Source organism: Candidatus Viadribacter manganicus, from assembly GCF_001679665.1.
In the GTDB taxonomy this organism is placed as follows: domain Bacteria; phylum Pseudomonadota; class Alphaproteobacteria; order Caulobacterales; family Aquidulcibacteraceae; genus Vitreimonas; species Vitreimonas manganica.
Genome location: NZ_CP013244.1, coordinates 3,276,858 through 3,297,474 on the forward strand (window position 1 = coordinate 3,276,858; position 20,617 = coordinate 3,297,474).

At 61.3% G+C, this 20,617-nt stretch carries 24 protein-coding genes, 1 tRNA gene and 1 pseudogene; 16 read left to right on the forward strand and 10 right to left on the reverse strand.

The features are described from left to right. Positions 1-6: 6 nt before the first annotated feature. From ATE48_RS16790 to ATE48_RS16800, 3 genes are all read left to right on the forward strand, one after another. Positions 7-264 carry a FliM/FliN family flagellar motor switch protein gene (locus tag ATE48_RS16790; protein WP_083197428.1) on the forward strand — a complete coding sequence of 86 codons (258 nt, stop codon included), beginning with the start codon at positions 7-9 and terminating at the stop codon, positions 262-264. A gap of 117 nt (positions 265-381) precedes the next feature. Beyond that, positions 382-861 carry a hypothetical protein gene (locus ATE48_RS16795; RefSeq protein ID WP_066775309.1) on the forward strand — a complete coding sequence of 160 codons (480 nt, stop codon included), beginning with the start codon at positions 382-384 and terminating at the stop codon, positions 859-861. Between the two features lie 89 nt (positions 862-950). Further along, a tRNA-Leu gene (locus ATE48_RS16800) sits at positions 951-1,035 on the forward strand. A 206-nt stretch (positions 1,036-1,241) separates the two neighbouring features. Here the strand turns inward: ATE48_RS16800 and ATE48_RS16805 are convergent. Continuing rightward, complete coding sequence (locus ATE48_RS16805) at positions 1,242-1,637, reverse strand: DoxX family protein (RefSeq protein WP_066773583.1); 396 nt, start codon at positions 1,635-1,637, stop codon at positions 1,242-1,244. Positions 1,638-1,809: 172 nt separating this feature from the next. Between ATE48_RS16805 and mgtE the strand changes: the two genes are divergently transcribed. Next, entirely contained in the window at positions 1,810-3,195 is a 1,386-nt protein-coding gene (mgtE, locus tag ATE48_RS16810) for a magnesium transporter (RefSeq protein ID WP_066773585.1), read from the forward strand. On the opposite strand, the gene ATE48_RS16815 is transcribed toward mgtE, so the two are convergent. Together ATE48_RS16815 and ATE48_RS16820 are read right to left on the reverse strand one after the other, a co-directional pair. Continuing rightward, on the reverse strand, positions 3,192-3,869 hold the full coding sequence (locus tag ATE48_RS16815) for a nitroreductase (protein WP_066775312.1): 678 nt from the start codon (positions 3,867-3,869) through the stop codon (positions 3,192-3,194). The genes mgtE and ATE48_RS16815 overlap by 4 nt on opposite strands. Before the next feature lie 11 nt (positions 3,870-3,880). Next, positions 3,881-4,435, reverse strand: a complete 555-nt coding sequence (locus ATE48_RS16820) for a hypothetical protein (protein WP_066773587.1) — start codon at positions 4,433-4,435, stop codon at positions 3,881-3,883. Between the two features lie 209 nt (positions 4,436-4,644). On the opposite strand from ATE48_RS16820, the gene ATE48_RS16825 reads away from it, so the two are divergent. From ATE48_RS16825 to ATE48_RS16835, 3 genes and pseudogenes are all read left to right on the forward strand, one after another. Then, positions 4,645-5,697: a lysozyme gene (locus ATE48_RS16825; RefSeq protein ID WP_066773589.1), complete on the forward strand. Its 1,053-nt coding sequence runs from the start codon at positions 4,645-4,647 to the stop codon at positions 5,695-5,697. Between the two features lie 103 nt (positions 5,698-5,800). Then, positions 5,801-5,980 (forward strand): annotated as a pseudogene (locus ATE48_RS20500) (DUF3008 family protein); the annotation flags it as partial. 434 nt (positions 5,981-6,414) lie between these two features. Beyond that, entirely contained in the window at positions 6,415-6,873 is a 459-nt protein-coding gene (locus tag ATE48_RS16835; RefSeq protein ID WP_066773591.1) for a lysozyme inhibitor LprI family protein, read from the forward strand. Here the strand turns inward: ATE48_RS16835 and ATE48_RS16840 are convergent. Genes ATE48_RS16840 through ATE48_RS16855 form a run of 4 tightly spaced genes read right to left on the reverse strand, consistent with a single transcriptional unit; the run spans position 6,870 to position 10,377 of the window. Further along, positions 6,870-7,448 carry a hypothetical protein gene (locus ATE48_RS16840; protein ID WP_066773593.1) on the reverse strand — a complete coding sequence of 193 codons (579 nt, stop codon included), beginning with the start codon at positions 7,446-7,448 and terminating at the stop codon, positions 6,870-6,872. The genes ATE48_RS16835 and ATE48_RS16840 overlap by 4 nt on opposite strands. Then, positions 7,445-7,966 (reverse strand): hypothetical protein, encoded by a 522-nt coding sequence (locus ATE48_RS16845; RefSeq protein ID WP_066773595.1) that lies wholly within the window; start codon positions 7,964-7,966, stop codon positions 7,445-7,447. The genes ATE48_RS16840 and ATE48_RS16845 overlap by 4 nt, the downstream gene beginning before the upstream one ends. Then, positions 7,963-8,526, reverse strand: a complete 564-nt coding sequence (locus ATE48_RS16850; protein WP_066773597.1) for a hypothetical protein — start codon at positions 8,524-8,526, stop codon at positions 7,963-7,965. The genes ATE48_RS16845 and ATE48_RS16850 overlap by 4 nt, the downstream gene beginning before the upstream one ends. A 54-nt stretch (positions 8,527-8,580) precedes the next feature. After that, entirely contained in the window at positions 8,581-10,377 is a 1,797-nt protein-coding gene (locus tag ATE48_RS16855) for a patatin-like phospholipase family protein (RefSeq protein ID WP_066773600.1), read from the reverse strand. A gap of 108 nt (positions 10,378-10,485) precedes the next feature. On the opposite strand from ATE48_RS16855, the gene ATE48_RS16860 reads away from it, so the two are divergent. The 8 genes from ATE48_RS16860 to ATE48_RS16895 are packed head-to-tail and all read left to right on the forward strand — an operon-like array spanning position 10,486 to position 16,583. Then, complete coding sequence (locus tag ATE48_RS16860) at positions 10,486-11,676, forward strand: toll/interleukin-1 receptor domain-containing protein (RefSeq protein WP_066773602.1); 1,191 nt, start codon at positions 10,486-10,488, stop codon at positions 11,674-11,676. Further along, positions 11,673-12,467, forward strand: coding sequence for an enoyl-CoA hydratase-related protein (locus ATE48_RS16865; RefSeq protein WP_066773604.1), 795 nt, complete (start codon positions 11,673-11,675; stop codon positions 12,465-12,467). Before ATE48_RS16860 ends, ATE48_RS16865 begins: the two co-directional genes overlap by 4 nt. After that, entirely contained in the window at positions 12,464-12,844 is a 381-nt protein-coding gene (locus ATE48_RS16870) for a hypothetical protein (RefSeq protein ID WP_156767832.1), read from the forward strand. Before ATE48_RS16865 ends, ATE48_RS16870 begins: the two co-directional genes overlap by 4 nt. 33 nt (positions 12,845-12,877) lie before the next feature. After that, a complete protein-coding gene (locus ATE48_RS16875) occupies positions 12,878-14,140 on the forward strand; it encodes a DUF3667 domain-containing protein (RefSeq protein WP_066773611.1) in 1,263 nt (420 codons plus the stop codon). Then, positions 14,140-14,553, forward strand: coding sequence for a hypothetical protein (locus ATE48_RS16880; protein WP_066773613.1), 414 nt, complete (start codon positions 14,140-14,142; stop codon positions 14,551-14,553). The genes ATE48_RS16875 and ATE48_RS16880 overlap by 1 nt, the downstream gene beginning before the upstream one ends. Next, entirely contained in the window at positions 14,550-15,485 is a 936-nt protein-coding gene (locus tag ATE48_RS16885) for a sterol desaturase family protein (protein ID WP_066773615.1), read from the forward strand. Before ATE48_RS16880 ends, ATE48_RS16885 begins: the two co-directional genes overlap by 4 nt. A 1-nt stretch (position 15,486) precedes the next feature. Next, positions 15,487-16,134, forward strand: coding sequence for an FMN-binding negative transcriptional regulator (locus tag ATE48_RS16890; RefSeq protein ID WP_066773617.1), 648 nt, complete (start codon positions 15,487-15,489; stop codon positions 16,132-16,134). A gap of 14 nt (positions 16,135-16,148) precedes the next feature. Then, positions 16,149-16,583: a DUF1489 family protein gene (locus tag ATE48_RS16895; protein ID WP_066773619.1), complete on the forward strand. Its 435-nt coding sequence runs from the start codon at positions 16,149-16,151 to the stop codon at positions 16,581-16,583. Here the strand turns inward: ATE48_RS16895 and ATE48_RS16900 are convergent, their stop codons facing one another. Further along, the gene (locus tag ATE48_RS16900; RefSeq protein ID WP_083197430.1) at positions 16,584-17,756 is read right to left on the reverse strand and encodes an aminotransferase class V-fold PLP-dependent enzyme; all 1,173 of its coding nucleotides are present in this window, start codon (positions 17,754-17,756) and stop codon (positions 16,584-16,586) included. Further along, the gene (locus ATE48_RS16905; RefSeq protein WP_472286826.1) at positions 17,753-18,568 is read right to left on the reverse strand and encodes a tryptophan 2,3-dioxygenase; all 816 of its coding nucleotides are present in this window, start codon (positions 18,566-18,568) and stop codon (positions 17,753-17,755) included. The genes ATE48_RS16900 and ATE48_RS16905 overlap by 4 nt, the downstream gene beginning before the upstream one ends. A gap of 149 nt (positions 18,569-18,717) precedes the next feature. Here ATE48_RS16905 and ATE48_RS16910 point away from each other — a divergent pair, with 149 nt between their 5' ends. After that, on the forward strand, positions 18,718-19,791 hold the full coding sequence (locus tag ATE48_RS16910; RefSeq protein ID WP_066773623.1) for a hypothetical protein: 1,074 nt from the start codon (positions 18,718-18,720) through the stop codon (positions 19,789-19,791). 62 nt (positions 19,792-19,853) lie between these two features. Here ATE48_RS16910 and ATE48_RS16915 read toward each other — a convergent pair whose 3' ends face one another. Then, positions 19,854-20,603 carry a TylF/MycF/NovP-related O-methyltransferase gene (locus ATE48_RS16915; RefSeq protein WP_066773626.1) on the reverse strand — a complete coding sequence of 250 codons (750 nt, stop codon included), beginning with the start codon at positions 20,601-20,603 and terminating at the stop codon, positions 19,854-19,856. Positions 20,604-20,617: the final 14 nt, after the last annotated feature.

Here is a 20,617-nt window from a genome sequence, read left to right on the forward strand (position 1 = left end):
CGTCGCGTGTCTGCTCAAAGCCAAGTTCACCATGTCGATATCGAGCTCTCCGTTGTGCTCGGCCGCTGCTCGATGCCGATGCAACAGCTTTTGCGCATGGGCCGGGGCGCGGTGATCCCGCTCGACACTAAGGAATCCGACGAACTCTGGATCCTCGCCGCCGGCCATCCTATCGCGCGAGGTGAAATCACCATCCAGGGCGACCGCCTTTGCATCACCGTCACGGAACCCGCGGACGTTCACGAATTTAACGCCGCCGCCTAAAATTTTGGGGCTAGACGGAATCTTGCACAACCGTTCATGTTGGGCTCAGGCGCGGGACGCCAGATTGCTATTGCGCACCAGAGCCCGGTGCGCACTCAAACGGGGAATCTTATGACGATGAAGTCGCGTATAGCCGCTGCGATCGCGGTAGCCGCCGTTGCTTTGACCGCCGGCGTTGCTTCGGCCCAGAACTGGCAAGGTGCGCCCACCTACGGAAACGTCCGCCTCGCGGCAGGCTTCCAACCTGATCCGTACAATGTCCAGCTCGTTGCGGGCGGCCCGATCGATTCGCGCGCCGCACTCGGCGCAGCATGCCCCGGCTTTATCGCCAACAACCCGGACTTCGACCTCTACTGGACCGCCGGCAACACCGGCCTTCCGCTGGTCATTTCGGCCAACTCGAACGCCGACACCACCCTCGTTGTCCGCACGCCGAACGGCGAATGGCTCTGTGAGGACGACGGTGGCTTCAACGGCATGAACCCGGGTCTGCGTATCGATAACCCGCAAACCGGCCTCTATGACATTTGGGTCGGCACTTACAGCCAGGGCAACGCCCCGGCCGTCCTGTCGATTTCTGAGCTGACCAGCAACTAAGCCGCAGGCTTAGGTCTGATCCACAAGGCCCGGGCGCAACCCGGGCCTTGTTCGTTTGCAACGGGTCTGGTAACCCCCCGGCCCTAAATGCGCTCGTGGCGGAATTGGTAGACGCACTGCCTTGAGGTGGCAGCGAGTAACATCGTGGAGGTTCGAGTCCTCTCGAGCGCACCATTTTCGATCGCTCTGCGATCGAAAATGTCTCGCCGGAGCCCGATGGGCTAAGCGGGCGCAGTTCTGAAAGCCCAAAAGATCAAACTCGATGTCAGCCCGTTGGACATCGTGCGCGCCGTCGTCGCCATGTCGGCGTACGCCAAGCCCTTCTGGGAAAAGAATGCCCACAAGATGATCGACATCGTTCTGGCCGGAATGAGCGCGGACTAAGCGTCCTTGCGCCGCCACGGAAACAGCGCGCGCAGGTTCTCATCGCGCAGCCACAACCCGCCCCACATGATGAGCCCGAGATAGACGCTGAACAGCGTGTGGCTGAACAGCGGCTGGTCGGCCCGCAAATTCGTCGCCATCGCGCCGCCAAGTAGGCCCATGAACAGCACCGCGCCCAGCATGCTCGTCGGCCGGTACGCGTAGAGCAGCGTCAGCACCAGTTCGAGAATGCCGATGTAGAAGACATAGCCCGCTCGCCAGCCGAGCCCGGCCATGATCTCTTCGGCGACCGGCATGCCCATGAGCTTTGGCGTGACCGAAGCGCCCAGCATGAACAGCACGAAAAGCCCGCTCAGAACGCGCCCAACCCAAACTGATGCATTGGCCTTCATGGATCGTCTCCTTGTTCGCGCCCGTAGAACGATCCTAGCTGTCGCGATCCGACATCGTCATCCGAACTTCATCGAAGCGAACTTTGTTGCGCGTGCGGGGTTGACGCGAGGCGCAACGCGGCGTTTTGGGAGGCACGAACCTATTCGTCCCATCCTGTGAAGCGGCCCGCCGATGAACACCGAGACCGAACCGGCGGCGGAACAGCGCCATGCGCCGTCCGAAGACGCCAACTTCATCGTCAACATTATCGCTGCCGCCGGCGACCATGATGGTCCGGCGCTGCGCCGTCAGCTCGCCAATCTCGATCCGGCGGACATCGCAGACGTCATTGAGCACGTGCCGCTCGAGACGGCTCGCACCATCGCGAAGATGGTGGGCCGCTACCTGCCGCCTGAATTCCTTGCCGAGCTCTCCTGGGAGCGACGTGAAGAAATTCTGCCCGAACTGCCGAACGACTACGTCGGCCGGGCCCTCGGCCAGCTCGACACCGACGACGCCGCCGCTGTCGCCGCCGACATCGACGAAAAGCAGCTCGGCCGGGTTCTGGCCGCCGCCGACGAGGACACCCGACTTGCGGTCGAAGAGGCGCTGTCGTTCGAAGAAGAGACGGCCGGTCGTCTCATGCAGCGCGAATACGTTGCTGCACCGGAAGGCGATAGCGTTGGCGACGTCATCGATCGCATGCGCGAAGATTCGGCCGAACTCCCGGATGAGTTCTTCGAGATCTACGTTGTCGACGCCCTGATGCGTCCTATCGGCGCTGTGCGTGTGTCCAGCCTGCTGCGCGCCCGCCGTGAAACGCCGTTGATCGACATCATGCGTTCGCCGCTCATCCTCATCCGTCAGGAGATGGACCAGGAAGAGGTCGCGCAGACTTTCCAGAAATATCACATGGCCTCAGCACCCGTCGTCGATGGTGCGGGGCGCATCAAAGGCATGGTGACGGTCGATGACATCGTCGATGTTATCAGTGAAGAAAGCGAAGAAGACTTGCTGAAGCTCGCCGGCGTTAGCGAGGCTGCGCAGACCGACAGCGTTTTTAAATCCGTGCGCGCCCGCGCGCCGTGGCTGTTGGTGAACCTCGGCACCGCCATCATCGCCTCATGGGTGATTTCGAATTTCGAAGGCTCGATCAATCAGTTGATCGCGCTTGCCGTGTTGATGCCGATCGTCGCCTCGATGGGTGGCAATGCCGGCACACAAGCGCTCGCAGTCGCCGTGCGCGCCATCGCCTCGCGCGATCTCACTGAAGGCAACGCGCCGCGTTATATTCTGCGCGAAGCCATGACGGCCGTGTCGAACGGCGCAATCTTCGCCGTCGTTCTCGCGGTCGTTGTCTCGATCTGGTTCCAGATGCCGCTTCTGGCCTTGGCGATGGCGCTGGCGATCCTCATCAACTTCGCTTGCGCCGGCCTTGCTGGCATTCTCGTTCCGCTGACGCTGCGTCGCTTCGGCGCCGACCCCGCGGTGTCGTCCTCGGTGTTCGTCACCTTCGTGACCGATATCGTCGGTTTCCTGGCTTTCTTGGGTCTCGCAACGCTTATTCTGCTGAGCTAGTCGTCGAAGCCAACGAACACCGTCGCTTCATCGACGCGCTTGCGCTCAGACACGACTGCATTGGCCGGAAAGCTCTCATCGGGCCATCCCAGCGCAACGCTCTTCATGATTACTTGGTCCTCGGCGATGCCGGCATGCTCGCGCACCACCGGCGATTGCATGATGCCTTGGCTGTTGATCACGGTGCCGAGCCCGCGCGACCAGGCCGCGTTCACCAGCGCCGTCGTCACCGCCCCGCAATCGAACGGCGTGTCGTCGCTACCGTCCACCACTCGATCGTATGTCACGATGATGCACACCGGCGCATCAAATTGCCGGAATCCGCGTAGCACCCAATCTTGACGCTTTTCCTGATCGTCTCGCGCAATGCCCATTGCCGAGAACAATTGCTTGGCGACTCCGATCTGGCGCTCTCGGTGCTGGCCAGCGAACGCGGGGCCAGTGCGAAATTCGCGTGACTGCGGGATGCCAGCGATCATGCGCTCAGTGTTGCCCGCGCGGATGCGGTTCAAAGGTTCGCCAGTGATGACGTAGAAATTCCACGGTTGCGTGTTCATCGATGAGGGCGCGCGCATCGCAAGACCGATAATCTCCTCGATCAGGGCCCGAGGCACCGGATCGGGTTTGTAACCGCGAATGCTCCTGCGCCCCAGGATTACTTCGTCAAACTTCATGTCTTGTCCCATCAAAGCGCTGGAATGAATGTGTAAGCGTACCAGCCGGTCAGCAGCCACATCAGCGCCACGGCCACAATCTGTGTGCGCGATCCACCCCAGAGCCATGCCGCGCCGATCAGTGTCAGTTGACCGATATTGACCCATGCCGCTGCCTGCAGCGGGCCGATCGCCAAATTTCCGAAGATGCTGAGAACTTGATAAACGAAGAGGGCGGCGAGAAATTTTCGCCGGTTGGCGTTGTGGAACGCATTGAGGTCCGCGTCCTGCGATGACTGGTGATCTCCCGGTGTCGCCAAGCCGCACGCGACGTAGAGCACCGTCGCCATCAGCAGTAGGAAAGCGACGAAGCCGAGTGACCAAACCATGTTTGCGTCGCGAAGATGCCAGACTGAGAACCAGTAATCGATGCACCAAAACAGCAGCAACCAAAACCAGCCCGCATAGGCCACGGAGAATTTCACGCCCCTCGCCTGGATGAGGCGCACCGCGCCCGCGAGGAGGTGGGTGAAGGCCAGCGATACGACGATCGAGAGCAAGACGCTCACATATTCGAATGTCGCCATGCCGTGGCTTCCCCGCGGCGCCATTCCGCACGCGCTAGCAGACAGAATCCGCCCCGAGCGTCAAGCATCGCGCGGGCGGAGCGTTCATCACTAACGGCCGTTCACCTCGCTGACGCGTCGTTGGCGCCGCACTTGCCTGAAAGGGGAAAGCCGCCGTCCCACCAGCACCGGAACGGGACGGCGCTGTGAGAAATACAAAGGCAAAGCCCATGACGAATGCCATTTCCGCCCACGGCCTCGCTCTCATCCAAGAGCTCGAAGGCTTTCAGGCCGAACCGAAACAGCTGCCGACTGGCGGCTGGGTCGTTGGCTACAGCCACGTTCGCACCGAGCAACCGGGCGAAGCTGTTAATGAAAACGAAGCGATCGAGCTACTGACTGGCGATCTCGCTACGTTCGAGACGTTGGTGAATACGCTGGTTACCCAGCCGCTTACGCAAACCCAGTTTGATGCGCTGGTTTCTTTCGCATTCTCCGTCGGCTCGGAAGCTTTCTCCAAGAGCCAAGTCCTGCGCCGCGTCAACGCCAACGATTACCTCGCCGCCGCATGTGCGATGGAAGCGTGGCGCAAAAGCGATGTCGGGGGTGAGCTCGCCATTATCGATTCACTCGTTTGCCGCCGCGCGGCCGAGAAGGCGCTCTTCTTGAAACAATTGCCTTATGCCGCCGCACCGTCAGTGTTTGTGCGTCCCCAACTCGATCACGCTGCCATGATCCTCGGCGCCCCGGTCGCCTACACGCCAGCGCCGGAAGTCGGCACGATCGCTCCTCAGCAACCGAAGCAGGAGGCCGCCCAGCGTCTAACTGAAATTCTCAGCAGCGAGCCTGCCACGGAAGCACTGTTGCTGACGCAAGTGATTGCAGACGAAGCTGTCGAACAAGATGGTGAGATCACCACCGCGCACGCCAAACCCGTCGCGCGCCTCGATTTTGAGCCGCCCATCGCGCCGCGCTGCAGCAAACCGGTCGATAAAAAGAGCTTGTTCTCCAAGTTCCAATTCAAGAATGAGCAAACCGTCGGTGAAGTCGTCATGCCGGCGTCGAAGGCGATGAGCGCCGAAAGCCTTGGTCTCGCTGCGCTGATGCTTTGCGGTCTCGGCCTCACAGGCACAGCTGTTTCGCTGCTGATCACCGGCGTGGGCGATGTGGCTGACTACGCTGGCGCCGCCGCGCTTGGCACGCCGGGCATTGCTGGCGTCTTGATGGCCGCTTACGGTCTCTGGCGCTCGCCGCGGGCTAAGCCGGCGCTGGTCCAGGCCTAATCCAAATTTCCTTTGGCTGGTGAGCCGGGGGCGGGAGCAATCCCGCCCCCAATTTTTTGGAACGTCGCCTCGCTCGCGCGCATTGAGCGCGGAGGAGGAATTCATGCCTGCAAAATCGAAAGCTCAACAGAAGGCGGCGGGCGCAGCTCTCGCGGCCAAGCGTGGCGAGGCCAAGCGCGCGGATCTCAAAGGCGCATCGCGTCAGATGTACGATTCCATGAGCGAAAATCAGCTGGATGATTTCGCGTCCACCAAGCGCAAAGGCAGACCGGATTACACAACCGATGGCCCCATCCCCGCCAAGAAGGCGAAACGCAAGGCCGCGGCCAAGAAGGCGGCGAAAACGCGCGCGAAGAATGCCGCCAAAAAGAAAGTCACGAAGAAGAAGGTTGCTAAGAAGCGAAGATAGTTCGTCCGCACCTCACCGCGGCAGTGTCAATATAGCCGAAGGGCCGCGACGGTTTCCCGTCGCAGCCCTTCCATTGTCTGTCCCGTGCGGGGCAAAGCTTAAGCGATGATCCCACCCGAGGTGGTCCATACCTGCGACAATGCCCCTACAGAGTGACAATGAGACATGGATCACCTCCTTTCTTAAACAAGCCGGCGCAAGCCGCCGGGAGAACCAAGATAGGTAAGATGCAAATCTCCGCAAGCGCCTTGGCTAACATGTGGTGCATCTGGCGAACGTGCGCGGCGGGCTGACGATAGGAGGCGAAATTGCGGCGCCTCATCTTCGCACTTGCGCTCGGCCTGCTTGCGTGCGCAACGGCGCCTGCCGGCGCTGATGCATTGCAGTCGGACCCGCAAATTCTGCTGAAGTGCGTCGCGCAAGCCGGCGCGGATCGCGCGTCGCTTGGTCGGTGCAATGGGCTCGTGACAAGCGCCTGTGTCGAAGCTGAAGGCGGATCAAATTCCATGACGGATGTGCTCTATCGCGGCGCCGAGGCTGACGTTTGGGATGAACTGATCGCGGAAGCAACCGCGCGCATCACTGCCGCAGACGCCGTCGATGGCGCGCTGCTGGCGACCGCAAATCAAGCATCGAAAGCGTGGCGCGAGACCGAATGCGAGTATCGCGCCTACGAATACGGCGGCGGCTCAGGCGAGCAATTGGATCGGATCGCTTGCTATCTCGAACTCACATCCGCGCGAGCGATTTTCTTGACCGCGAACTAGTCGCTTTCGGGCGTCTTTGAGCCCAGTAGCGTCGCCGTCGTTCCAGACACCGCGACACACGCATTGCTCTCGCTGCCGTCGGGGTAGCAGAACAGGGCGCTCTGATTGCCACGCGCTTGTTCGTAAACGTTGCGCGCAACAGCTGGCTGGAAGCCTGGCGGCCGCGCGGCGCCCGAAGGCCAAACCGGCAATTCGCCAGCGCTGCCGGTCTCGGAAACATTCTGTGTCCACGAGTCGATTTCATCGCGGAGGCCGGTTTGATCATTGTTCGGGCGGAAGGCGAGCGACACATCCCGGATCGGGTAGTCGTGCGTAAACAACACTTGGCCCTCGGTCGACTTGATGCGGATCGTCGCCACGGCCTCGGGGCACGTTGCGCCATGAGCTTCCGCTTCGACGATATAGTATTGGCTGCCAACCGCAGACCAATCGCGCGTGGCGTTCGCATCGCAACCTGCGCGAACCGATGTGCCGGCGACAGGAATCTCGGTGGAGGTGGTCGGCGCTTCTGGCGCAGGGGCGGGCGTGCACGCGATCAAACCCAGCGCCATCAAACTTACGCCAATTCGCTTCATTCCACCGTCTCCTCGACGTCACGATCAAAAAAATGTCCTGCGCCACCGGCTGCAGGCTCCCAAAACACGCACGTCTGCCGTGCTGTTCCAGAAAAGTGGCATAACATCGGCAAGTCTCGAGCCTGGATGTCGGCATATGTGAGTTCATCGAGCGTCGTTTGGCCCGGATAAAGTTCCCCAAAAGGTGGCGCGCTAGACGTCGTCTCGACTGCCGGCTGGGACCACTCTTCCAGGAATGCCTCGACGCGCTCTGGTTCGTCGGCGGTGAACACATCGCCGAACGCCCGCGGCAGAGGCGAGGCCCATGCCCAGATTGGGTGACCTTCGCCGTCAGCGATTTCGTAGAGGCCAATCGCCTTATCGCAAGCGACGCCAAAGGTACGCACGGTGACACGGTCTGGTTCGGCGCCGCCACTGAACGCAATCTCGCGGCTGTGCGTGAAATCGCAACGTCCAGCCTGTTGCTGCGTGCACGCGCCGGCAAACGCCAGTGCGCCGATGAAGAGAAAGCGGATCACGGGCCGTACGCCACGATCATGGTCGGCGCATGAGAGGCTGGATCCACGAGCAGGCATTGCGTCGCCTCCACGGCCGCCGCGTAGCAGATCATCGGCAGATTGCGTGCGCGTAGCATCTCGTAAGTCTCGCGCTCGAACGGCGTGTCATATGCGAATGTCGTTGCGCTCTGCGTCAGCGTTGCAACGCCTTCGCGCCATTCGGGGAGTTCGCCCGAATGCATGGTCGAGACGTCGGCCCAGCCGGCCAGAAAGGTGTCCATTTGCTCGTCGGAAATGGCGGGCGCGCCTTCTGGCGGAATGCCGCCGGCGGTCATGTCGTAATAGGTAGAGGCGAACGTCCACAACGGATTGCCCGCGCTGTCGCGCGCCACGAAAGTGACGGCAGCCTGCGCGCAAGTGGGCCCTTCTGAGCGCGTTGTGATTGTGTCGGGCGCTCCCTCGGTCGTCCAGTTGATCTCATGCGTTGCACTTCTCGCGCAACCTGGAGCGTTTGACGCTGCCATGTTCGATTGATTGCAAGCGCTGAGCGCCAGCACGGCCGCGAGCAATACGATACGCATGAAAACGCCTCTGGATTCGGGCGGACCATACAAAACGAGCGCGCGAGCGCTAGCCTAATCAGCTGTTTCCAGCGACGACCAACCCGCAAGCGAACCAATCGTATCTTTCTCGGGCTGTTGGAACAGGCCATGTGGGCGTTGCAGCGCAGCAACCGCCGACTCGTATCCAGCTGTGACCGCATCATCGAAGCGCTTCCAATCACGCATATCGATGTCGGGCATTTCCGGCGCGATGAGCACGTCAGCGCCAGAGCGGCCCTCCCAGGGATCGATCGTCAACGTCGCTGCGCGCATGAGCAAGGATGCAATCGGAGGCGGCGATTGCATGCCATGCGCCGCTATCCAGCCGAAGAAGCCGGGCGGAGCGCGGAAGTCTTCGATGTCGATCCCGTCTCGCCTGGCGACATCGACACCGATGATCGGGCCGCGATGCAGTTCGCGCATCGTATCGACCGGGAAGTTGCGCAGCACCGCGCCGTCCACCAGCAAGCCGTGATCGCCATCGACGACAGGCGGCAGGATGCCAGGTAATGCGATCGATGCGCGCAGGGCGCGCCGCAGCAAGCCCCCTCGATGGATGCGTGGGGTGCCGGAAACCAGATCGGTGGAGACCGCGTAAAACGGCACTTCCAAATCCTCGATCAGCGTCTCGCCAAAGTTTTCTTCGAGCCGATCATCAACACGTTTGCCGCGTACGAGCCCGACGACCGGCAGCACGTAATCCCCGAGCGGATTGGTCTCAACGAAGGCTTTTGAAATCCGCTGCTCAATCTCTTCGTTAGACCAGCCCATCGCGACGCAAGCGGCCACCACCGCGCCCATTGAGGTGCCGCCGATGACGTCGAAAGGCAGGCCCGCTTCGCGCAAAGCTCTGACTACGCCGATGTGGGCGTAAGCGCGGGCCCCGCCGCCGGATAGCACAAGTCCGATCGAACGGCGTGCGATAACACGCGCCAGCCGCGCAGCGTCTTCGTCTTCCAGGCCGCGCCAGTGAAAGAGGCGCGCAGCATCGCAGGCGACTCGCCATTCGTTGGTGGTCGCCGCCTTCCGATCCATGCCGTGATGCAACAGCACGACGTCAACGAGTCTAAACTGGCGGGCCGGCGAGGGCTCCTCTGGCGGTAAGATGGGCGTGGAGGGACGTGCATCAGCGCGGGCGAAAAACCAGATGCGATCGGCTTGGCGGATGCAGGTGCGGAACCAACGTGTGTCGGCAATCGGGGAAACTAGAAATACCGCGTCGTTCTTCTGTTCAAGTGCATCGAACCAAGCGCTGTTCATCCCCTCGCTGGAGATCGCCAGCACGTCGGCTTCGGTGATCACCACCGCGCGTGCGCCGAGGCGCTTGAGCGCTGCCTGCAGTGTGCGTGCGCGAAGTTCGATGTCGATCGTCGGCGATGTTGAGATCATCGCGTAGACTTTGGGGTCGGAGCGCGGGCTTGATTTGCCGGTTGAACGCGCGCGCGCCAGCATGATGCGGGCGATATGCTCCATCATCGCCGGGTGTGCGTGCACGAGCAGATCGAAGGCGCCCGGCGGCAATTTCAGAACTTCGCTATCGCGCATAGCGAATACGGCGCCTGAGTGCGGTTCGCGCGCGATCATCGCCATTTCACCAACCGGTTCGCCCGGACGGATGTAGCCAAGGAGCTGGTGGCCGCCGCGATCGGTTGGCCTAAAGGCGGCAAGCGATCCAGATACGAGGAAATAAACGCCGTCCGGGGGCTCGCCTGCGGTGATGAGCGGCCAGCCTGCAGGAACCGAGAACCACTCGGCCAGGGCGTCCAACGCCGTCAGGACGTCAGGTGGGATACCCTCCAGCGGGGTCGCTTCGACGAGGCTCGGCTTCATGCTTCGCCACAGGATAGGAGCCGATTGTTAAGGCGCAATGAGAACAAGTGTGGGTTAGGCGCCGACGCAGGTTTGCGGGCAGGGCGCCGGGGGCCTAAACACCGCCCCATGACCGTATTTCTCGCCCACGCCCCATCCGACCGACAAACGGCGGAAGCGCTTGAGACAATTATCGAGCGACGCGGCCAGTTCTGCGAGTTGGACGATGGCCATACCGCTCTCAAGCCTGTCGGCAATGGCGATGCTTACGTTCTGCTTGTTTCGCAGGCGCTGACGTTCGCGACCGCACGTTTGCGCCTCGAGCAGAGGGCCCTGGATGCATGGGCTCAGGGACGTCTCGTGGTTGTGAAGCTTGATCACGGGATCGCGCCGGTTGGGCTTCGCGACTTGCCCGCGGTCGATGCGACCTTCGAAGCAGCGCGCGAGTTCAAGTGGAATGAAGTCGCTGATGCAGTGCGAGACGTTATGCGCTCGCCAGCGGTTGAACAATCCGACGACAGCGCGCCCGCCGACGCTCAGACGCCTGCGGCGCCGCCTGCTCCGGTGCAAGCCAAAGACTCGGGCGGCGGTGGCGCTCTCGGCGCGGTGTTGTTTCCAATATTGCTGTTGCCCGGTTTGCTCGCCTTCGCCGCAAGCGGTTCGATCTGGCTGGCAAACCGAATTGGACCGACGCCAGGCGGGTGGCCTGAACTCCTGGCTGGAATAGATGGCTTCGGCGTTCGCTACGGTTTGCCAAGTGGCGTCACGCTCTGGCTGTTCGTGGTTTCAATCGGGTTGTTCTTCGCGGTGCTTGGCTTGATCGTTCGCGGCTTCTTCGTGCGCAAGCCGAGTACGGACGCTGCTCCGCGTCAGCCCCGCAATCCGCACAAGCCGCGAGCGCGTCCGCGTGGCGCAACGCCAAGCGCAGATGCGGTCTTTGTGTCCTACGCGCGCGCCAATGACATGATGGTGCTGCCCCTGGTCGAAGGCGCTAAGCGCGCGGGACGCAAGTTCTGGTTGGACCAGCAAGGCATCAGCGCAGGCGACGGCTGGGCCGGTGAAATCGTGCGTGCGATCAAAGCGGCAGGCGGCGTGGTTGTTATGTGTTCGCAGGCCGCCTTTGAGAGCGATCATGTGAAGCGCGAGATCTATTTGGCCGATCGCTACAAAAAGCGGCTGGTGCCGGTCTTTATCGAGCATGCGACACCGCCGGAGGACTTCGAGTATTTCTTTGCGGGGGTTCAGAGCCTAAACCTCTATGACACGCCGGAAGAAGAGCGCTCAGAAGCGCTGGTCCGGATTTTGGGAGCCGTCGCATGAGCCTCGAACCGGAACCAGTGCTGCTTGAGGTGTCAGGCGAAGGCATCGCCGTGCTCACGCTCAATCGCCCTGCCAAGCGTAACGCGTTCGACGAACTCATGATCGCCAATCTGAGCGAGCATTTCGAGACGCTGAAAGGCGCCGATCACGTCCGTGCTGTGTTTGTACGCGGGGCGGGTGAAACCTTTTGTGCAGGCGCCGACATCGACTGGATGAAGCGCGGTGGTGAGCGCACCGAGGCGGATAACGAAGCGGACGCGCTTTCACTGGCGCGCATGCTGAAGCACCTGCACGATTTGCCTCAACTGACTGTCGCGCTTGTTCATGGCGCAGCCATGGGCGGCGGCGCGGGGTTGGTTGCAGCGTGTGATGTGGCCGTTGCGGTCAAGGACGCGAAGTTCCGTTTCAGCGAGGTGCGGCTCGGCCTCACGCCGGCAACGATCTCGCCTTACGTCGTGGAAGCTATCGGTCCGCGCATGGCGCGTGCGCTATTCGCCACCGGGGAAGCCTTTGACGGCGCCTATGCCGAAAAGATCGGCCTGACCCAGTACACCGTCGACGATATGGCAGGATTGGCTTCGATGATGGAGCATCTGTCAGGATTGGCGTTGGCCGCTGCGCCGGGCGCCGTGGCTGATTCAAAATCGCTGGTGCGCTTCCTGGCTGATGAAATTGATGATCGTGTACTGAAGGAAACGGCTCGCCGGATCGCCAAAAGGCGTGCATCATCTGAAGGTCGTGAAGGGCTCGCCGCGTTTCTTGAGAAGCGCAAGCCGGAGTGGAATTCGTGAAGCTAAAGCGCGGCCTCAGCCGGATCTGGGCCCACCTTTATCGTGTGAAGCTTGTGCGTCCGCACATGCCGTTCTGGCGGGTGGTAGTCGAAGCCCGTCTGGACCGCCGTGCGAAGAATTGGCCGAAGCGCTTCGATACAGCCGTTGCGGCAGTTTATGTTTGGGCGCGCACCATTGAGGAAGCCGAGGGCTTGGCCGCCCTTGCCGTTGAGGGCGAGGGCCTGGAAGCGTTGACCTGCGACGCCAAGAAATGCGCCCCGGCAGCGGCTCCCAGGCGCGAGCCCGCGGCTGTCGCCCGTGGTGAATTGGGCTTCCTGCCGCGCCTGGACGGCGAAACTGGCGCAGAAGGCCCTTCTCGGCGCGACGCGCGGGCTTGATCCTGTCCGCTCCGCGCGGGAAGACTCTGAGCCATGAGCGGGGAAATTGAAGCAGCCGGCGCATTGGCGACGGCAGGCGCGGTAGGCGCAGCGCTGGAGGGTCGCGAGGGCGGCCCGCGGGGCGGTGGTTCTTGTCCCAATTGCGAGGCGCCGATCGCCGGACGCTTCTGCTCCAATTGCGGCCAGCACGCGCACCCGAATCGCAAACTCTCCGGCGTCATCGGCGAGTTCATGTACGGGCTTTGGAATTTCGACACCAAAGCCTGGCGTACCGTGCCGATGTTGATCGTGCGGCCGGGAACGCTCACGCGCAATTACGTCTACGGCAAACGTGCGCGCTACCTGGCGCCGCTGACGATGTTCTTGTTCGCGATCTTCCTCATGTTCTTCGCCTTCTCGACGATCCAGGCGCCGACGAACATTCGCGACAGTAGCGTTCACATTACGCAGCGCGACTTGGACGAGGCGCGTGCGGGGCTCGCGGAGGCGCAGACCGAGTTGGCGAATGCGCGCGCGCACCCTGATCCGGATGAGCCCGCCGGCCTCGAAGTGACGCTGGCGGAAAACGCGGTGCGCTTGGCGCAACAGGAAGTGGATCGATCCGAGCGTCAATTGGCGCAGGCGCAGGCGCGTGAAGCGCGGCGGGCGCAGGCGCGCGCAAACACTCCGGTGCAAGTCACCGTCGATCCCTCGCTCTCAACGCCCGCGACGACGGCGGAGGCTCCGGCAACGACAACCGAAGGCGCGGCGCCAACGGCGGATGCGCCGCCCGCAGCCGCCGATGATACCGGCGACGATGTCGAGACGTGGCAAGACGGGATGCGTGAAGTCGCCGAGAACGACAATTTCGTCGTCTTCGGCAATGCCAATTCAGAACTGAATGAACGCGTTCGGCGGAAGTTCGCGAACCCCGATCTGGCGCTCTATCAGGTGCAAGATGCGGCCTCGAAGTTCTCTTTCCTGTTGGCGCCGCTCTCGCTGCCGTTTATCGCGCTGTTGTTTTTGTGGAAGCGCGGCGTGACGCTCTATGACCACATGGCGTACGCGCTTTATGCGTTGGCTTTCGCGGCAATCTTGTTCTCCGCCGTGGTGCTGTTGGGGGAAATACCCTGGATCAGCTGGGCTTCGGCTTGGCTATTATTGGCGCTGCCCGTGCACATGTACTTCCATCTGAAAGGAGCGTACGCGCTCGGCTGGTGGTCGGCCGTTTGGCGAACGTTCTTCATGCTCAACTTTGCGTTCATCGTCGCGTCAACGTTTACGGTTCTGGTGATCGTGTTGGGGCTTGCGGGCTGATGCAGAACCCATTCGGCGTTGCAGAATTGATTGAACTCGGCGGCTCGGCGGCCGTCATTCTGCTGATGGTTGTCGTGGCCGCGGTGCTTGGCTTTCGGATGTCGGCCCGGATCGATGAAGGTGAGCTGGTTCGCCTGGCGGAAGCTGAAGGCGTGCGTGTCGACGGCGCAGTGATCGCACAGAACGGACGCGCGGCGCTGGCGCGTCTGTCCGACGGTCGGGTCATGGTGGCGCGCGTTATGGGCGCCGATGTGAGCGCGCGTTTCGCATCTGCGAAGGCGGTGCGTGTGAATGTTGCCGCAAGCCGGCTCAGCGCAACATTTGCAGATGTTGGGTTCCCGCCCCTAAAAATGCGGATCGATGACTTGCCCGCATGGCTGAATGAATTCAGTGGCGGAGGAGGCGCCACGTGACACCCCCGCAAACGCCGTTCGAAATCCCGCCCATCATCACCTATGCGGTGCCTGGCTTTGTTTTGCTAATCATCATCGAGATGATCGTGGTGAAGCTGACCAAGAAGGGGCGTTACGAATATCGCGATAGCGCCACGAGCTTGATGATGGGGCTCGGCAATCGCGTGTTCGGCATCATGTTCGGTGGCTTGGCGCTGCTGGCTTACTTTGCCGTTTATGAGTTCCGCCTCTTCAATCTCGGCTGGACTTGGTCGGTGATGGTTGCGTGCTTCTTTGCCGAAGATCTCGCCTATTATTGGTTTCACCGGATTGCGCACGAGCGGCGCTTCTTCTGGGCCAGCCACATCATCCATCACTCGTCGCAGCACTATAATTTGACAACGGCGCTGCGGCAGACCTGGACCGGCGCGCTTGGGTTGACGTTTATCTTCTGGCTGCCGCTCGTATACCTCGGCTTTCCGCCGCTCATGGTGGTGATGTTCTCAGGCATCAGCCTTGTTTATCAATTCTGGATCCACACCGAATTGGTCGGGCGAATGGGGCCGCTCGAGTGGGTGATGAACACGCCGTCGCATCACCGCGTGCATCATGCGACCAACCCGAAATATCTCGACGCTAATTACGCTGGCGTGCTGATCATCTGGGATCGCCTCTTCGGTACGTTCGTTCGCGAAGACGATAAAGAGAAGCCGCACTATGGCATCGTGAGTCAGCTGGGGACGTTTAACCCGCTCCGTGTCGCGTTTCACGAATGGCTCGCCATTGCGCGCGACGTGGCGGGCGCGAAGAAGCTTAGTCACGTGTTGGGATATGTGTTTGGCCCGCCAGGCTGGAGCCCGGATGGCTCGCGAAAAACCAGCGCCTCGATCAAGGCAGAATGGGCGGCGCGTCAGCAAACTTCGCCTTCGGCGCCGGCAGTCGCGGCGGAGTGACGTGTACGTCCCGGAGCACTTTGCAACGGATGACGCTGATGCGCTGATCGGGCGCCTTACGCGGCGCTGGGCCGGAGTGTTGGTTACGGTAGATAGCGACGCTGGGCCGGTCGCGACCCATCTGCCCATCTTGTGGGATGCGGAAAGTGGGATCGCGATGGGCCACATCGCGCGCGCCAATCCTCAATGGAAGCGTGGCCCTGGCAAAGGCCTGATCGTGCTTGGCGGCGTTGAAGCGTATGTCACGCCGTCCTGGTATCCCTCGAAGGCGGAGAACGGAAAGACGGTGCCGACTTGGAATTATGAGGCGGTGCATATCACCGGGCAGGTGGAATGGTTCGAAGACGCTGCGCGCATCGAACGTGTCGTGGCAAAACTTTCCCAACTGCACGAGAGCGGTCGCGCTGAACCTTGGGCGATTGGCGATGCGCCGCGCGCCTACATCGATGCATTGCTGCGCGGCATTGTTGGCGTTGCGCTGAAGGCTGAGCGCGTCGAAGCAAAGCGAAAGCTCTCGCAAAATAAAAGCGCAGCGGATTTTGCGGGCGTTGAACAGGGCTTGGCGGGGAGCCCGGAGCCGATGGCGCAGGAGGTGGCGGCGCTAATGCGCGCTACACGCGCCGTTGCAGATGATCCCGACGGCAACTAAGTGGGCCGCAGCCAATGACTGTCCATATCGTGAAACTGTGCGTCGGCGCCGATAGCGTTGAAGATCTCGCCGAATGGCAGGTCGGGCAGCTGAAGCGCGCCAAGAAAGAAAAGTGCAAGATCGTGGCGCCCGTCTGCGGCACGCGGATGTGGCCGAAGCGGATCCAGGACGTGCTTGCGGGTGGTTCTCTTTACTGGGTCATCAAGGGCGTTGTGACGGTGCGCCAGAAGATCATCGCCATCGATGATGTAACGGACGATCACGGTGAGCGTTGCGGGCTCTATCTGGACGCGCATCTCTACCGCACCGTGCCGCAGCCGCGGCGTGCGTTTCAGGGATGGCGTTATCTCGATCCAAAGGATGCGCCCGCCGATCTTGGAGAAGCACAGGGCGGGGCCGATCTGCCGGAGCATTTGCGCCGGCAATTGGTCGAACTCGGCGCCTGGTAATTAGCCCAGCACGCGCGCAACGCCCGCACAGAACGCGTCGACATCGGCTTCATCGTGATAGATCGCGAGGCCAATGCGCAAGATATCGTCGCGCGCATCTGTGATGATGTTTTGCGCCATGAGCTGCGACTTCCACTCAACGGCCCTCGGGTGACGCAGTGAGATGAAGCGCGACTGAGATCCGCTGGCGTTCGGCTTCAGCAATTGGGCGCCGCGCAGCGTTTTGCCAGCTATCCCGGCTTCGATCGCTTCGACCATCCGTGCGCGCAGCGCTCCGCAATGTGCGCTGATGGTCGCTGTGTTCAAGCCTTCTTTGGCTAGCATGCGGCGGATGGCGTTGAAGCGATAAAGGCCGGTTGGATCGTAGGTGGCGCCAAGAAAGCGCGAACCATCGGTGTTGTATCCCACTTCGCCTTGCTTGCCCTCCATGGCGCCGAAATCGGCGAACCAGCCGGTTTGTGTCGGGCGCGGTGCGTAGCCGTGCGGTGCGTGTAGGTAAGCGGCGTTTTCACCGGCCATCGCGTATTTATAACCGCCACCCATGAGGAAGACGCGGTCGGCGACGCGCGAGAAATCGCACGGCATGGCCATGAACGAATGGTAGGTGTCGAGTACAACCCATGGGCCATCGGGCGAAGCGTAGCTGGCGAGTTCTTCGACGCCGTCGAACCGTAGGCCTGAGCGAAACATCACGTGACTGAGGAAAGCTACATCGGCGGGTTGCTCGCGCATGGCTGCGAGGAAGCGTTGGGTGAAAGTGTTGAACGGCTCGCACGGCACGATGCGGCGCTTGACGAAGTCTCGTTCTTCCCAGCGTGCGCTCTGGCGGCGGAATGAATGAAACTCACCGTCAGTGGTGAGAATGTCGATCGTCTTGTGGTCCCATTTGCTGGTAAAAATGCGGCCGAGATATTCGTGGGTGTTGGCGCTGAAGGCGATGGTGCGCCGGTCCGGCAGTTTCAGCTCGTCGGCCACATGTTGCTGCGCCTCGGGGATAACTTCGCCGAACACCTTCTCCCACTTGCGGTCGGCCAACGCGACGCCATCGTCCCACGCCGCCATGTGGCCCTCGCAGGAGGCGTCGGGCCAAAGATGGTGCGAGTGCGCCGCGAAGTGGATGCGGCCGGGCGACGAAGCGAGCGCGCGTGAAAAGAGGTGCTTGTAGCTTTTCATAGTTTCGTCCGAAGCGACCAAATTTCAGGAAAGGCGCGGCGTGTCAGCGTCTGTTGCAAATAGCCGACGCCCTCGGTGCCACCGGTGCCACGCTTGCGTCCGATGATGCGCTCTACTGTGAGCACATGCTTGTGCCGCCAGGTCAGCAATGCATCATCGAGATCGATGAGCTTTTCCGCGAGCTGATAAAGCGCCCAATACTTAGTGGTGTCCCGATAGACGGCGAGCCATGCGGTCTCGACCGCGTCGCTTGGCTCATAGGGCGCGCCTGAGGCGCGGTTGTATGATGATGCGGGAACGTTGAAGCCCGCACCCGCAAGTTGGCGCAATACGTCGTCATAGAGACTTGGGGCGCTTAGCGCCTCGTCCAGCATCTTGCGATCGGCGCCGCCGTCCTCGTGAAATTTGAGGAAGCTCGGATCCTTGATGCCGAGTTTGTATTCGAGGACGCGGAACTGCGCGGATTGAAAGCCTGAACTGGTGCCGAGAAGATTGCGGAAGCTGAGATAATCGGCTGGCGTCATCGTCGCGAGGATGTCCCAGGCTTGGGTCATCACTGCTTGGATGCGCGAGACGCGCGCCAAATGTTTATAGGCCGGAACGAGATTGCCAGATTGCACTTCGCGTTGGGCGGCGCCGATTTCGTGGATCGCCTGCTTCATCCAAAGTTCCATGGTCTGGTGCAGGATGACGAAGAGAAGCTCGTCGTGTTCGCCGGTTTGGGGTGTCTGGGCCGCCAAAAGTTCCGGCAAACGCAGATAGCTTCCGTATGTGACGCCTTTGCTCATTTCGAGGCGTTCCTTCCCTTGAATCACGGCCTTAGAGCATGCGGCGCCGCACTGGAAAAGCTCTCAAAGACGGGTTCGCAACCCTGCCTCCCACAATTTCGGTTTGGTCAGCTCAGCCGATTTGGTAGGGAAACGCCGCCGAGGGGGCAGAAGCCGAAGGAGGGCAGGCACAAATGGCCGCTGTGGGACGCACACTTTTAATCGTAGTTGTCGTGGTGCTGGGACTTGGCGCTGCGCTTTATTTCTTGGGTCCGAAGACCGCTAGCCGCAGCCAAACGCTTGAGATTGAGCGTCCTGCCGCCACCGTTCTGGCCCGCCTGTCTTCGACGCCAGTCGGCGCGACGGTTGTTGAAGGCGTGACCATTTCTGAAGTCCCGACCACCGAAGGCGACACTGTGACCGCACCGGTCGCGTTCGCTGACGGCGCAACCGGCCGCGTGACGTACACCGTCACTGCCGATGGCGAAGGTTCCAACGTCAACGTGAAGCTCGAGCAAGATCTCGGCGCCAACCCGATGAATCGCTTCGCAGCGATCACAGGTGGCGAAGTGGCTCCGCTGATCGCGGGCGCCGCAAGCGCTGTTGAAACCGATCTCAATGCACTGCCGAACGCATCGTTCGCCGGCCTGCAGTACTCTGTCGTCGATTTGACGGCGCGTCCGTTCTTTTACGTTGAGAACTGCTCGGACACGTCAGTTGACTCGATCACCTCGATCATCGGCCAAGCCGTTGTAGCGATCCCGCCGGTGATGTCGGCGAGCCGCCTCACTGTGAATGGCCCGCTGATGGCGGTAGAGCCGCGCGTTGTTTCGAACCAGTATTGCTACCAAGTCGGTTATCCGTATGCGGGTCGTCAGCCGCGCGCACTGCTGATCGGCAAGACGGGCGAAACCCCGGCCGGCCAAGCGCTCCGCGTGGTCTATACGGGCGAAGAAGCCAACGTGATTGGCCAAGTGTACGATCCGATGGACGCACTCCTCGGCGCCGCGCACCTCGACAATCCAGCGACGCGTGAAGACGATTGGGTCACGTACGAAGTCTATAACGATGACGCGACGCAGGCCGGTGGCTCGCGCAACCGCGAAATCTACTATGTCGTGCCGCAAGGCGTGGACATCGCCGCTCTGACGCGCATCCAAGCGCCGAGCGAAGCGGCGGCTGTTCCGGCGAACGCACCGGCTGAAACGCCGGCGACGACGGAAGCTCCGGCAACGACCACGCCGGCTCCGGCGACGACGACGCCGTAACGCTTAACGAGAAGCGAAAAAGGAAGGGCCGTTGGCGATAGCCGGCGGCCCTTTTGTTTGTGCTAGCTTTTGATCCAGTAAGCGTTGCTGTCGTGAACTTTGATTTCATCGGTAATGCCATGGCGGGCGCGATAGTTCATGACGGCGGTTTTGCAGCCGATGAGATGCCAATCATCGATGATGACGATGCCGCCTGGTGAAAGCAGTGGGTAAAGGTAGACGAGGGATTCTTCGACGGAGTCGTAAGAATCTGAATCCAGTCGCATCAACGCAAATTTCTGATCGCCGATATGGGGCAAGGTGTCGGCAAAAAAGCCAGGCACAAACTCGATACGATCATCGAGCAGACCAAAGCGCGCGATGTTTTGTTTCACTTCATCCAACGGCGCGATCCAGCGATCACGCCATTGATCGACGGGATCCCCTTTAGCTCTGACGTTCTTTGGAATGCCGGCGAATGAATCAGCGGCGAAAACTTTGCGAGCCTTGATATTGTTGGCGGCCAAGAGTGCGCGCATCAAGATGATGACGCCGCCGCGCCAAATGCCGGCCTCGATGAAATCGCCCGGGACGCCCCGCGCTTCGATCGAGAGCACGCATTGCTCGATCAGGTCGAGTTGCTTTTTGCTGAGCAAAGTGATCGGCCGCGCTATGGGGTCGATCTTCCATTGAGCTTCGGTGAGCTCGTAATGAATGACACAGCGGTAGTTCTCGAAGGGAACGTCGCCGCCCAGGTAGCCATAATTCGTGATCGAGCGCTTGATCAGGTCGACGTAGGCGTCGCCCATCCCGGTTTCGGTCGGTGCGAGCATTCCAGCGAGATCTC